Origin of the sequence: Acidovorax sp. FJL06 (assembly GCF_003852545.1) — a bacterium.
In the GTDB taxonomy this organism is placed as follows: domain Bacteria; phylum Pseudomonadota; class Gammaproteobacteria; order Burkholderiales; family Burkholderiaceae_C; genus Acidovorax.
In genome coordinates this window covers 56915-70598 of sequence record NZ_QAJR01000026.1, presented here as the reverse complement: position 1 = coordinate 70598, position 13684 = coordinate 56915, and the positions used below count along the sequence as shown (strand labels likewise).

At 66.2% G+C, this 13684-nt stretch carries 13 protein-coding genes; all 13 read right to left on the bottom strand.

Annotated features, from left to right (window positions below; translation table 11 throughout):
* Positions 1 to 16: 16 nt before the first annotated feature.
* Positions 17 to 607, bottom strand: a complete 591-nt coding sequence (locus DBV10_RS15370) for a methylated-DNA--[protein]-cysteine S-methyltransferase (protein WP_124514484.1) — start codon at positions 605 to 607, stop codon at positions 17 to 19.
* Between the two features lie 66 nt (positions 608 to 673).
* On the bottom strand, positions 674 to 1582 hold the full coding sequence (locus DBV10_RS15365; RefSeq protein WP_124514483.1) for an SDR family oxidoreductase: 909 nt from the start codon (positions 1580 to 1582) through the stop codon (positions 674 to 676).
* 155 nt (positions 1583 to 1737) lie between these two features.
* Positions 1738 to 2673 carry a glutathione S-transferase family protein gene (locus DBV10_RS15360; RefSeq protein ID WP_124514482.1) on the bottom strand — a complete coding sequence of 312 codons (936 nt, stop codon included), beginning with the start codon at positions 2671 to 2673 and terminating at the stop codon, positions 1738 to 1740.
* Between the two features lie 30 nt (positions 2674 to 2703).
* On the bottom strand, positions 2704 to 4374 hold the full coding sequence (locus tag DBV10_RS15355; protein ID WP_124514481.1) for an acyl-CoA dehydrogenase family protein: 1671 nt from the start codon (positions 4372 to 4374) through the stop codon (positions 2704 to 2706).
* Positions 4375 to 4383: 9 nt separating this feature from the next.
* A complete protein-coding gene (locus DBV10_RS15350; protein WP_124514480.1) occupies positions 4384 to 4848 on the bottom strand; it encodes a GNAT family N-acetyltransferase in 465 nt (154 codons plus the stop codon).
* On the bottom strand, positions 4848 to 5864 hold the full coding sequence (locus DBV10_RS15345; RefSeq protein WP_124514479.1) for an NADP-dependent oxidoreductase: 1017 nt from the start codon (positions 5862 to 5864) through the stop codon (positions 4848 to 4850). Before DBV10_RS15345 ends, DBV10_RS15350 begins: the two co-directional genes overlap by 1 nt.
* A gap of 93 nt (positions 5865 to 5957) precedes the next feature.
* On the bottom strand, positions 5958 to 6389 hold the full coding sequence (locus DBV10_RS15340) for a PaaI family thioesterase (RefSeq protein ID WP_124514478.1): 432 nt from the start codon (positions 6387 to 6389) through the stop codon (positions 5958 to 5960).
* A gap of 152 nt (positions 6390 to 6541) precedes the next feature.
* A complete protein-coding gene (locus DBV10_RS15335; RefSeq protein ID WP_124514477.1) occupies positions 6542 to 7333 on the bottom strand; it encodes an SDR family oxidoreductase in 792 nt (263 codons plus the stop codon).
* Positions 7334 to 7466: 133 nt separating this feature from the next.
* Positions 7467 to 7667 (bottom strand): hypothetical protein, encoded by a 201-nt coding sequence (locus DBV10_RS15330; protein WP_124514476.1) that lies wholly within the window; start codon positions 7665 to 7667, stop codon positions 7467 to 7469.
* A 2-nt stretch (positions 7668 to 7669) separates the two neighbouring features.
* Entirely contained in the window at positions 7670 to 9529 is a 1860-nt protein-coding gene (locus DBV10_RS15325) for an acyl-CoA dehydrogenase (protein ID WP_124514475.1), read from the bottom strand.
* Between the two features lie 159 nt (positions 9530 to 9688).
* Positions 9689 to 11092, bottom strand: a complete 1404-nt coding sequence (locus DBV10_RS15320; RefSeq protein ID WP_124514474.1) for an FAD/NAD(P)-binding protein — start codon at positions 11090 to 11092, stop codon at positions 9689 to 9691.
* A 102-nt stretch (positions 11093 to 11194) separates the two neighbouring features.
* Entirely contained in the window at positions 11195 to 12214 is a 1020-nt protein-coding gene (locus tag DBV10_RS15315; protein ID WP_124514473.1) for a hypothetical protein, read from the bottom strand.
* 275 nt (positions 12215 to 12489) lie between these two features.
* Positions 12490 to 13665 carry an acetyl-CoA C-acyltransferase gene (locus DBV10_RS15310; RefSeq protein WP_124514472.1) on the bottom strand — a complete coding sequence of 392 codons (1176 nt, stop codon included), beginning with the start codon at positions 13663 to 13665 and terminating at the stop codon, positions 12490 to 12492.
* Positions 13666 to 13684 lie beyond the last annotated feature (19 nt).

Here is a 13684-nt window from a genome sequence, read left to right as displayed (position 1 = left end):
TTAGTGTGAGCAGGCCCTAGTCTCTGGGCGCAAACAACGCAAGCGTGTCGTGGGCAAAGGCGCCCTCGATGTCGAGCATGCGCATCTTGGTGGCGGCACCGCCACCGGCCGAAAAGCCGCCCGTCTTGCCGTTGGCCGCCAGGATGCGGTGGCAGGGCACCACGGGGGCAAACGGGTTGTGGCCCAGCGCCTGGCCCACGGCGCGGGCCGCGCCGGGCTCACCCAGTGCAGCCGCCATCTCGCCGTAGGTCATGGTCTTGCCAGGCGGGATGCGGCGGGCCAGTTCGTACACACGGGCGTTGAATGGGGGCACGGTGTCGAGGGCCAAGGGCAGGTCGCACAGGTCGTCGCACGCGCCCTGCAGCAGGGCTGCCACACGCGCAGCCCAGGCAGCCACCTGGGGCGGCATGGCGCATTCCGCCAGTGGCGGAAACCGGCGCTGCATGCGGACGCGCGTCTGCGCCTCGCCCGCATCTTCGGGCAGTTGCACGCCCACCAGCAGCGCCCCCTGCCACGCGATGCCGCAGTGGCCGATGGCGGTGGCGAACAGTGCATAACCGGTTGAAGAATCAGCCGGTGCGCCAGCAGCGTGTGGTTTACCAGGCATTTGCTATATTTTCAATAGCTTCTTGCGCTTATGCAGAAAGCGGTAGAGGCCTTTTTGCCTCAATGCTCAATCTTCGGCCCTCAACGCCGCACGCAGCTGGCCCCCCACCTCGGGCTTGCCCGCAAACGGGTCGGTGGGGTTGCGGCCCAGCATGATGTCTTCCATGCGCGTCTGCACCGAGGCGATGGCCTTGGGGTGGCTGTAGATGTAGAACTGGCCTTGTGCGGCAGCGTCGAACACCTTCTGCGCCACATCGGCCGCCGTGACCTTGCCGCTGGTCACGGCCTTGTCGTTCATGGCCTGGCCGATGAGCTGGCTCTTGGTGGGCTTGCCGGCCGCCATGTCCTGCGGGCGGTTGCGGTGGCTCTGGCTGATGCCCGTGGGCACGAAGAAGGGGCACAGCACGCTGGCCGTGACCTGGTCGGTCACCAGCGACAGATCCTGGTGCAGCGTCTCCGACAGGCTCACCACCGCGTGCTTGCTCACGTTGTAAACGCCCATGTTGGGCGCATCCACCAAGCCCGCCATGCTGGCGGTGTTGACGATGTGGCCACGCCAGGCAGGGTCGGCCTTGGCCGCTGCCAGCATCATGGGCGTGAACAGGCGCACGCCGTGGATCACGCCCCACAGGTTCACGCCCAGCACCCATTCCCAGTCCTGGATGGAGTTCTCCCACACCAGGCCACCCGCGCCCACGCCCGCGTTGTTGAAAACCAGGTGCGGCGCGCCAAAGCGCTGCGCCACATCGGCGGCCAGCTGCTCCATCTGCGCGGCATTCGATACATCGACCTTGCGCGCCAGCACCTGCACGCCTGCGGCCTGCGCCTCGGCGGCGGCGGCGTCGAGTGCGTCCTGCTGCACATCGACCAGCACCAGGTTCATGCCCAGGCGGGCGCCGATGCGCGCGCATTCGAGGCCAAAGCCCGAGCCTGCGCCGGTGAGGACGGCGGTCTTGCCCGCGAAGTTGTCGATCATGCTTTTGTCTCCTTCAGGTTGTCGTGGGTGTACGGGTTGCGGCCGGAGGCCGCGGTGCGGCGCGAGCGCTGGCGCCAGGCTTCGACAAGCTCAGCCCGAACGGATGGTGGTTGGCGGGTGCGGTGCAGCGGATTGCGGTGCCACGGCGGCGCCGTTCAGGACGAAACCGCCCTCAGCACGTACCCAATGCGCGGGAAGTGCACATGCACCGTGCCCGCGCGCGGGTCCGTGCGGCGCAGGGTGTAGCGGGTGCGGGTGGCGGCAATCAGCTCGCCCTCGGTGGGCTCGGTGCCAAAGCTCTCGGCGGCAATGGCCACCTGTGCGCCCAGGGGGATGCCGTGCTCGTCCTGGAACACGTCGTCCGTGAGCGGCAGGGGCTCTGCGCCCGCGGCCACGGTGATAGCGTCTTGCGCGCTGAACTTCTCCATGCGGCCATGGCCCAGGGCGGCCATGCGGTCCATCCACTCCAGCACGGCGGGCGTGGCGGCAAAAACATCGGCCATCACGGGCACGCACTGGCGTGTGAACCACAGCGGGTGGTAGGCCGCAAAGTCGGCCAGGCAGGGCTCGGCGCCAAACAGAAAGTCGTGCTCTTCGGCCATGTGGGCAATGCGGCGCAGGTACGAGCGGTAGGCGGCCGTGGCGTCGGCCGGGCGCAGGCGCTGCATGCCGGCGCCCATCTCGCGGCGGTCTTCGCCAAAGGCCTGGGCGGCGGCAGGCGGCAGGTTGGCAAACATGGCGGCCGCGCCCTTGGGCTGCAGGTTGTAGGCCATGGCCGCCCAGAACAGCGTGGTGTCGGCCCACTGCGCAAACACGCGCGACACGCCCTTGAGGTGCGGGGGGTAGAGCACGGGCTCGGGCTGCTCGTGCTCCAGCACGTCACAGATCAGGGCCGAGTCGCAGTAGATGTCGGCGCCAATCTGCAAGAACGGCGTCTTGCGGTAGCCGCCCGTGAGCGCCACCACATCGGGTTTGGGCGCAATGCTGGGGATGACCACAGACTTCCAGGCGAGCTGCTTGTAGCCCAGGGCCAGCCGGATTTTTTCGGAGAACGGCGACGAAGGGTAGTGGTGCAGGATGAGGTGGGACATGGGCTTCTCCGCAGGGAATGTGGTGGTGGGTCAGACTGGGAGCGCACGGGCCAGCAGCGCGTCCAGATCGGCCCCGGCGCCCAGCGTGCCAAAACTGTAGCCCCAGTCGCCGCCCAGGCGCGAATCGCAGAACGCACTGAACACGGCGCTGGGCGCACTGCGGTACAGCAGCGCGGCCTGCACGGCCAGGGCCACGTCCTGCGCCAGGCGCCGGGCCTCGGCTTCGGTGGTCATGGCATCCACACGCAGCGGCAGCGCGCTGGCCATGCGGTCGAGCGCGGGGTGGGCGCCGCGTGCGGGGGCCAGCTCGTCGGCCAGGGCCGCAGCCGTGTCGGCACGGCGCACGGCGCGCAGCAGATCGAGCGCCATGATGTTGCCCGCGCCCTCCCAGATGGAGTTGAGCGGCATCTCGCGGTAGATGCGGGCCATGGTGCCTTCGCCGCCCTCCTCCACATAGCCATTGCCGCCCAGGCATTCCATAGCCTCCTGCGCAAACGCGCTGCCGCGCTTGCACACCCAGAACTTGGCCACGGGCGTGAGCAGACGGGCCATCACGGCCTCGTGTTCGCTCTTGTCCTTGTGGTCAAAAGCGCTTGCAAGCCTGATGGAGAGCGCGGTAGCAGCTTCACTTTCAAGAGCAAGGTCGGCCAGCACATTGCGCATGAGCGGCTGGTCGATGAGCTTCTTGCCAAAGGCCGAACGCTGGCGCGTGTGGTGCAGCGCAATGCTCAGCGCCTGGCGCATGAGGCCGCTGGTGCCCAGGGCGCAGTCCAGGCGCGTCATGGTGCCCATCTCCAGGATCTGCGCCACGCCGCGCCCCTCTTCACCCACGCGCCAGGCCATGGCGCCGAGGAACTCGACTTCGGAACTGGCGTTGGCGTGGTTGCCCAGCTTGTCCTTGAGGCGCTGGATGCGGAGGGTGTTGGTAGTGCCTGCGCCGCCCTCGGGCAGCACACGCGGCAGGAAGAAGCAGGTGAGCCCGCCGGGTGCCTGCGCCAGGATCAGAAAGGCGTCGCACATGGGGGCCGAGAAGAACCACTTGTGCCCGGTGATGCGATAACGCGGGCCCCAGGCATCTTCGCCATCGGGCACCGCCTGCGTGGTGTTGGCGCGCACGTCCGATCCGCCCTGCTTCTCGGTCATGCCCATGCCCATGGTGAGCGCGGATTTTTGCGAGAACAGCGCCAGGCGCGGGTCGTACTGCGTGCCCGCCAGGCCCTTGCCCCAGTCGGCCCACACGGCGGCATTGCCCCGCAGCGCCGGGGTGACGGCGTAGCTCATCGACACCGGGCACAGCACCGAGGGCTCCGCCTCGGTGAACAGCATGAAGCCGGCCGCGCGCTCAATGTGTGCGTGGCCCGTGTCCTGCAGCGACCACGGCGTGGCATGCAGGCCATAGCGCAACGCGGCGCCGATCAGCGCGTGGTAGCTGGGGTGGAACTCCACCACATCCGTGCGGTGGCCAAAGCGGTCGTGCGTGCGCAGTTGCGGCTTGTGTGTGTTGGCCAGCCGTGCATGGCTCTGCATCTCTGCCGAGCCCATCTCCGCGCCCAGCGCCACCAAGCCCGCCAGCGGCAAGCCGGGGGCATGCAGGCGCAGCGCGTCCTGCAAGGGCTGGTTGGTGGTGAACAGGTTCACATCGGCCCAGGGCGTGCTCTGGTTGAACACCTCATGGGTGGCGGCAAGGCTGGCAGCGGTCATGGCGGCTCCTCAAGCGGCGGGGCTGTCACCCCGTCTCAGCATTTCGATGTGGGGGATATCGTCTTCCAGGTACTCGTCGGACACGGCCTCAAAACCCAGGCTGCCGTAAAAGCCCTGCAGATGGGCCTGCGCGCTGATGCGAATGCCCCGGCCGGGCCAGGCCTGGGTGCAGCGGGCAATGCCCTCTTGCATCAGTGCCCTGCCCGTGCCGTTGCCCCGCGCCTCCTTGGCGGTGACGACGCGGCCAATGGAGGGCTCGGGGTAGTTCACACCCGGGTCCACCACACGCAAGCAGGCCTGCGCCACCCCGGCCTCGTCGTAGCCCAGCAGGTGGTAGGACTGCTTGTCCGCCGCGTCCGGGTCCTGGTAGGGGCCCTGCTCCAGGATGAAGACCTTGCAGCGCAGGGCCAGCGCGTCGTGCAGCGCATGCACGCCCAGGTCGTCAAAACGGGCCCAGGTCCAAGTCAGGGTCATCAGATCAGCTTCACCAGTTGCTTGCCGAAGTTCTTGCCCTTGAGCAGGCCCAGGAAGGCTTCGGGCGCTGCTGCAATGCCGTGGGCAACCGTCTCGCGCGGACGCAGTTTGCCGGTGCCTACCAGGGTGCCCAGCTCCTTCAGCGCCTCGGGCCAGACTTCCATGTGTTCGCTCACGATGAAGCCTTCGATCTTCATGCGGTTGATGAGCATGAGCGCGGGGTTGGCCATGGGCAGGGGCGCGCCGTCGTAGCCCGCGATCATGCCGCACAGGGCCACGCGGCTGAAGGCGTTCATGCGCAGCATCACGGCGTCCATGATCCAGCCGCCCACGTTCTCGAAGTAGCCGTCGATGCCGTTGGGGCAGGCTTCCTTCAGCGCCTTCGACATCGCCTTCACATCGCTGTGTTCCTTGTAGTCGATGCAGGCGTCAAAGCCCAGTTCTTCCACGGCGTACTTGCACTTGTCGGCACCGCCCGCAATGCCCACCGCGCGGCAGCCACGCGCCTTGGCCAGCGCGCCAAAGGCGCTGCCCACGGCACCCGTGGCGGCGCTCACCACCACGGTGTCGCCCGCCTTGGGGGCAATGATCTTGACCAGGCCGTACCAGGCCGTCACACCCGGCATGCCCACGGCGCCCAGGTAGTGCGACAGCGGCACGTGGGCGGTGTCCACCTTGCGCAGCGCGCCCAGCGCATTGCCATCGACCACGCTGTATTCCTGCCAGCCGCCCATGCCCACCACCTTGTCGCCCACAGCGTACTTGGGGTGGTTGCTTTCGGCCACCTCGCCCACGGTGCCGCCGATCATGACTTCGCCCAGGCCCTGCGACGCCGCATAGCTCTTGCTCTCGTTCATGCGGCCACGCATGTAGGGGTCCAGGCTCAGGAAGTGGTGGCGCACCAGCACTTCGCCATCCTTGAGCGCGGGGGTGTCCACCGCCACCAGCTTGAAGTTGCTGGCCACGGCCTCGCCGTGGGGGCGGTTGTCGAGAACGATTTGTTGGTTGCGTGGCATGGGAGGCTCCTTCAGAAAACAAATGCTATTAATTCAATAGCTGCTTGCGCCTATCCATAGGGCGCTAGCGGCCATTTTTATTTTAAAACCAGCTCAATCGGTGGAAATCACCTTGAGCCCGTTGGCGCTGCGGTTGTCCACCGGCAGGCGCCGCACGTACTTGAACGTGCCCGTGGCATGACAGCAGACGCGGCCCTGCGCGTCAACCACCGTGCCTTCGGTAAAGGCCATGGTGGCCGTGCGGTGGATGAGCCGCCCCTTGGCCACCAACGGCCCGCGCGCGGGCTGCATGAAGCTGGTCTTCATCTCGATGGTGACCACGCCCATGTCCGGCGTCTCGCTGCGCGCGGCCGTGGCCATGGTCACATCCAGCAGCGTCATCGACGCGCCGCCATGCGTCACGTCAAACGAGTTCAGGTGCTCGGGCTGGGCTTCGTAGTGCAGCTCGGATTCGCCGCCTTCCATGCGGTGCAGCGTGAAGCCGAGGTGGCTGACAAAGGGGATTTCGACACCAAAACTTTTCACGGCATGTCCTCAGTACACAAACTCAAAAACTGGCGCGGCCCCACCAGGGCAGCCTAGCAAGGGCCGCCCCGCAGCGAGGGCTGCGTCCCCCTTCCCGAAACGCGCAGCGATTCGAGAGAAGGGGGAAGGCGCAAAGCGCCTCAGGGGGATGATCATCCTCCCGTAACGATGCTCACGCCCCCATCCACCGCCAGCCACTGGCCGGTGATGTGTTTGCCCGCGTCGGATGCGTACAGCGCGCACAGGCCCTTCAAATCTTCGTCATCCCCCAGACGGCCCAGCGGGGCATGCGCGGCCAGCGCCTCTTCGCCCATGGCCTTCAGGGTGCCCACCGTCATCTTGCTGGGGAAGAAGCCCGGGCAGATGGCGTTGACGCGGATGTTGTACGCGCCCCATTCGGCGGCCAGTGCGCGCGTGAAGTTAATCACCGCGCCCTTGGAGGTGTTGTAGGCAATGGTGTTCATGCCCTTGGGGTTGCCGCCCAGGCCGGCGATGGACGCCACGTTGATGATGCTGCCGCTGCGCCGGCCAATCATGCTGTGCTTGGCGATGTGCTGGCTGAGGATGAAGTAGCCGCGCACGTTCAGGTTCATCACCTTGTCCCAGGCGTCCACCGGGTGGTCTTCGGCAGGCGCGCCCCAAGCGGCGCCAGCGTTGTTGATGAGGATGTCCACGTGGCCCAGGCGCTCCAGGGTTTCATCGGCCAGGCGGCGGATGTCGGCCTCGTTGGCGCAGTCGGCGGCGATCCAGCGGGCGTCGATGCCTGCGGCCTGCAACTCGGCGGTGGCTTCTTCCAGGTCGGACGCCTTGCGCGAGCTGAGCATGATCTTGGCGCCGGCTTCGCCCAGCGCGTGCGCCAGTTGCAGGCCCAGGCCGCGCGATCCGCCAGTCACAAGGGCGGTCTTGCCGGTCAGGTCAAACAGTTGTTGGATGGTGCGTGTCACGGTGTCTCCTTGGGTGTATCGGATTATTTTCGGGGTCGGTTGCCGGGCAGGCCTGGGGCGTCCAGCAGCGATTGTGCGGCGCAACGCAGGGCCATTGTGTCGCCCCCGTGTCGGCCCGTCTTCGGCAGGCTGGTCAGTCTGTTTTCAGGCGCGCGCGCACGGCAATCAGCACCACGCCCACTGCAGCCGCCAGACCGCCGCCCAGCACCAGGCTCCAGCCCAGGGCGGCATCGCTGCGCTCGGTGGCCAGGCCCAGCACCAGCGCGAGCAGGCCGCCGTAGATGAGCACCCAGATCAGCTTGTGCAGGCGCTGCAGGTTTTGGGGTGCGGCCATGATCAGAATGCGTCTTCGGGAAAGCTCGCACAGGTCGCATCGCGTGTGCTCACCACCTGCAGCCAGGCGCCGATCTTGGGCAGCTCGTAGTGGAAGAAGTAGCGCATGGAACCCATGCGGCCCACGCTTGCGGGCTGGGCCAGTGCGGCGTCGTGGGCCAGCGTGGCCAAGGCCAGGTCCAGCCACACCCAGGCCAGCACCGTGTGGCCGAAGGCCTGCATGTAGGGCACGGCGTTGGCCAGCGCATCGGCCGGCTGGCCCGTGGCCCAGGCGGCCTTGGTGGCGGCGCCCACCTGCTGCAGGGCGGCGCCCAGCGCGTTGGCATGCGCGGCCAGCGCAGGCACCTGGATCGCACGCTCGATGGTGGCGTTGATGCGCCCGGCCAGCAGCGTGAGGCCGCGCCCGCCTTCCATCAGCACCTTGCGGCCCAGCAGGTCCATGGCCTGGATGCCGTGCGTGCCCTCGTGTATCATGTTCAGGCGGTTGTCGCGCCAGTACTGCTCCACCGGGAAGTCACGCGTGTAGCCATAACCGCCGTGGATCTGGATGGCCAGCGAATTGGCCTCCAGGCAGAACTCGCTGGGCCAGCTCTTGGCGATGGGCGTGAGCACCTCCAGCAGCAGGCGTGCTTCGTCGGCGGCGGCCGCTTCGCCCGTGTGCTGCTCGTCCACCAGCTTGGCGCAGAAGAGGTTGAGCGCCAGTGCGCCTTCGCCATACGACTTCTGGGCCAGCAGCATGCGCTTCACATCCGCGTGTTCGATGATGCGCACCTGGGGCTGGGCGGCGTCCTTGACCACGGCGGAAGCCCCCGCCGCATCCTTGGGCCCCTGCACCGGCCGGCCCTGGGGGCGGTTCTTCGCGTAGTCCAGGCTGGCGTAGTAGCCCGCCAAGCCGAGCATGGTGGCCGCCATGCCGATGCCGATGCGCGCCTCGTTCATCATGTGGAACATGCAGGCCAGGCCCTTGCCGGGCTGCCCCACGAGGTAGCCCACGGCCCCTGGCTTGCCGTCCACCGGGAACTTGCCTTCGCCAAAATTGAGCAAGGTGTTGGTGGTGCCGCGCCAGCCCAGCTTGTGGTTCAGGCCCGCCAGCGCCACGTCGTTGCGCACACCGGTGAGTTGGCCCTGGGCGTCCACCATCTTCTTGGGCACGATGAACAGCGAGATGCCGCGCGTGCCCGGCACCAGCTTGCCGTCGGGCCCAGGGATCTTGGCCAGCACCAGATGCACGATGTTCTCGGTCAGCTCATGGTCGCCCGAGCTGATCCACATCTTGTTGCCCGTGAGGCGGTAGCGTGGGCCCAGCGGGTCGGATTCGAAGTCGGCGCCATCAGGCACGGCGCGCGTCGCCACGTCCGACAGCGACGAGCCCGCCTGGGGTTCGGACAAGCACATGGTGCCCGACCAGCGGCCGTTGAATTCGTTGAGCGCAAACACTTCTTTTTGCCGCGCCGTGCCGTGCGCCATCAGCAGGTTGGCGTTGCCCGAGGTCAGCAGGTTGGAGCCGATGCTGATGGAGGCCACCGCAAAGAAGCTGTTGGCCGCCGCCTCGACCGTGTAGGGCAGCTGCATGCCGCCGATGTCGTAGTCCTGCGCGGCCGACAGCAGGCCCGATTCTGCGTAGGCCTTGCGTGCCTCGTAGGTGGCCTGGGGCAGGATGACCTTTTCACCGTCAAAGTGCGGCTCTTCGGTGTCCACCGTGCGGTTGAAGGGGGCGTACTTCTCGCGCGCGATGCGCTCGCAGGTGTCGAGCACCGCATCAAACGTGTCGCGGCTGTGGTCCGCAAAGCGCTCACGCTCCGTCAGCGCGGTGGTGCTCAACCAGTCATGGAGCAGAAAATCGAGGGTGGTGCGAAGGGTCATGGCGCCATTGTCCAGCAGCTTGATTCATTGCCAAACTGGAAGTGTCCTGTCGGCGACGGCTTCACGAATCCGCAGGCAAAACAGCCCCGGACACCCCACGGAGAACCACCCCCTCCAGGGTAGCGTTTGCCCTTGCGCCAACGGCACGGCGGCCGCGCATCAAGCCGCCATCAGCCTGGCCATGTTGGCAGTGGCCGCCATGGTATTGGCGCGCAAGCGGGCCAGCGTGGCCTGCTTGTCGGTATCCGCCTTGTCCAGCTCGGAGACCATTTTTCCGAAGGCGTCGAGGCGGCTGCTGTGCATCCACTTGCGCAACGGCTTGTCTTGGGACCACTGGACCTGATTCATCGTGCTCATCAGCGTAGCGCGTGCGTAGCCAGCCAGATTGCGAGGAAAGGGGACGGGCGTGCACAATTGGTTCTTGTAGGCATCGTCATCGCTGTGGGCCTCCATATAGGCCGTGATGGCCGCGCTGAGTGTGACCAGCGGCATGCGCAGCAGTTGCACAATGATGCGATCCAGCTGGAACACCGGCTGCGATGCGAGCGCTTTCACGGCGGAGGCGGTGCAGTCGATGTACAAAGTGTCGGAGGACATCGCCACCCGCCCCTTCTCCAGAACCAGGGCATGGCACTCGATGGCTTGAACCCGCCCCATCCGGATGACCCGCTCGATGGTGCGCAGCAACTCCATCTCCCCCGTGGAGATGGTGGCGTAGTGGAACATGGTGGGCGTTTGGCGCGGGTCAATGCGCAGCATCTGACCCAGCGCCTCGAGCTTCAAGAACACCTCATCCATGGTTTTGGACTCGGCAAAAGCAGCCATCTTGTCTGCCTCGCCACCAATGCTGTCGTTGAAGAACGCAATGCCAGGCTGGGTGTGCAGGCGGTTTTGCAACCACGAGTCGCGTGGCACAACCCACTGAATGCTCTCGGGCCGCGCGCCGTTGCGCAGCAGCCAGACCGCCGCGTCCATGGCTGTTTTCCCCGCGCCCAGAATGCAGAACTGCTGCGGCACCGGTAGTCTTGCGGCGTTCATCCAGAGCGATGGCAGCGCATTGGGGGTGATGCAGCGCACGCCTTGCTCCACGGCAAACTTGGGCGTGTGCGTGGCAGGCACACTGATGTCGGCATAGGTGGTGTCCACGGTTTTCTTGCGCACGGAGATGTGTGTTTGCGCACCAGACAGAAGGGACACCACACGCCCCTCGCCCTGGTAGTCGCACATCGGGTGGTAGCTGACCCGGCCGCTGGGCAAGAATTTCTGCTGCATCAGCTTGTCAAAGTAGGCATTGACCTCCAAACCACTGGCCTGCTCGAAAAAGCCGGTGTTGGGGCCGTGGGTGTCCAGGCGGTGACTCCCCAGCTCGGTGGAGTTGACGCCGTAATAAGCCGATGGCTGGTGCAGCGCTACAAAGGAATACGCGTCGTTCCAGTGGCCGCCGGGCTTGGCATGGCGATCAACGAAAGTGATGTGCGCATCGCTTTCATCCAGCAGGGTGTCTGCAAAGGCCATGCCCACCGCACCACTGCCGACGATCAGGTAATCCGTGTCGTGAGACATTTTCCGCCCCTTGGTTTGGGAACTGCCAGCTGCATGGCATCCCCGGTTGGCTTCGGCTGGCAGCAGTATGGAGTCAGAAAGAAAAATGTTCCAGACCGTTGATCAGGCCGCCCCGAAGCGGACCCACAGCATGAACATGGCGAGGCCTGTAAACAACGCGCCCATGATCCAGCCGCCCTGCGCCGCTTGCTGCGGCATGCCAACCCACAGCTCGGGCGCCTGCACGGCCATGACGTAGTGCTTGCCCTTGTGCTTGCCAACTTGCCACTGGGCCTGTTGCATGGCGGCAGCGTTTTGCCGGTCGATCGCCTCGCTCCACCCGACACGCCCGAACGCGTCGGGGCCCTCTTCGGCATCCGCCTCCGCCTCTGCCTCGGGCTCGCCGTCCAGCGGTGCAGGCGCAGAGTGCATCTGCACACCGCCCGCCTGCGCCGCAGCCTGATCGGCCAGGATGCCCGGATCGACCGGTGGCTCCTGCGCCTCTTCCCATGTCGCAGAATCCACACGCTGCACCTGACCGAGCACAAACAACTCCGAGCCCGGCACGATGATCTCTTCGCGGTAGCGGAAACGATCACCCCGCAGCGTGCCACCCACAATGGCATAACTGGAGCTGCGTTCCGTCAACGGCATGAATGCCGTGCCGGGTTGGGACTCGGGATCCCGGTTTTCGGGAGGAAACTGCTGCCCCTGCCAGTCACACACCTCGGTCGGAATGGTGAGTGTCATGCCCAACGGCTGCACGGCGCAAACGGTCAACCCCTGGGTGCACTGCACCACGCGCAGTGAGCTGTCGTGGCGCCGCTCGGACCATTCGGCACGCCGGTCGCTCCCGCCTTCGGAATCCTGCAGGCTGGTGATGCTCCGCTCCCAGACACGCACTTCCCACCATACGCAGGGGCGCCCCGTGAGAGGCGCCGCCAGCACCGGTCCGCTGGCTCGGCCATGCACGAGTTGGTAGCCATCCGCCAGTTCATCGACCGGCACCGGTTTTCGCCCACGCAGCGCGCCCGCAAGGCGAAAGCTCCACAGGCCCATTCCCAGCCCCAGGGCCGCCAACAGCAACGCCATGCCCAGCATAAAGAAGAACACAACGACCGGGGCGTCTCGCAACCATGCCATGGATTGCACCTCTTGGCGGGTTGCCAGCACCTGACGGTGCGCAAGGCAACCTCAGCGCATTATTCGAGGATTCATCCCCGTTGCATAGGGGGCCGTGCGGCCGCCGGCTTCGCGCGACCCATGCAGCCGATACAGCCATCCGCACCGATGGGCACCGGGCTTATGGTCCATACCGCCTGCTCACCACGCACCACCGGTGACCCAGACACCAACGCAACTGCCCCGCGCAGGCCTTGCGGCCTGAGCGGGGCAGTTTTTGGTTGGCGCAGCGTTGGTTACAGCACTTCAAACACGCCCGCAGCGCCCATGCCGCCGCCAATGCACATGGTCACGCACACGCGCTTGACACCACGGCGCTTGCCCTCGATGAGCGCATGGCCCGTCAGGCGCTGGCCCGACACCCCATACGGGTGGCCCACGGCAATCGCGCCACCATTCACATTCAAGCGATCAGCGGGGATGCCCAGCTTGTCACGGCAGTACAGCACCTGCACCGCGAAGGCTTCGTTCAGCTCCCACAGGTCGATGTCTTGCACCGTGAGGCCCAGCTTCTTGAGCACCTTGGGCACGGCAAACACGGGGCCAATGCCCATTTCGTCGGGCTCGCAACCCGCCACGGCAAAGCCGAGGAAGCGGCCCAGGGGCTTGAGGCCCTTCTTGCTGGCGTACTCTTCGCTGGTCACCACGCAGGCACCGGCGCCGTCGGAGAACTGGCTGGCGTTGCCGGCAGAGATCAAGCCGCCTGGCAGCGCCGAGCGCAGGCCACTGATGGCCTCCACCGTCGTGCCTTCGCGCGTACCTTCGTCACGGCTCACGGTGACTTGCTTGGTGATCAGGCCCAGCGTCTTGTCGGCCACACCGGCCGTCACGGTGATGGGGGCGATTTCGGCATCGAACAGGCCCGCCGCTTGCGCTGCGCAGGCCTTTTGCTGGCTGGCGGCACCGTATTCGTCCATGGCTTCGCGGCCGATGTTGTAACGCTTGGCCACTTGCTCGGCGGTCTGCAGCATGCTCCAGTAGATCTCGGGCTTTTGCTTGGCCAGCGCCAGGTCCTGGATCATGTGCAGGTTCATCTCTTGCTGCACGCAGGAGATGCTTTCGACACCACCGGCCACGAACACATCGGCCTCGCCTGCGATGATGCGCTGGGCGGCCATGGCAATGGTCTGCAGGCCCGACGAGCAAAAGCGGTTGACGGTGACACCGGAGGCCGTGATGGGCAGGCCTGCCTTCAGTGCGATCTGGCGCGCGATGTTGCTGCCGGTGGCGCCTTCGGGCGTGGCGCAACCCATGATGACGTCGTCCACGTCAGCGCCGTCGATGCCGGCGCGCTGCACGGCGTGCTGCACGGCATGGCCGCCCAGGGTGGCGCCATGCGTCATGTTGAACGAACCCTTCCAGCTCTTGGCGAGCGGCGTGCGGGCGGTGGAAACAATCACTGCGGAGGTCATGTGAATTCCTTTGATTCGG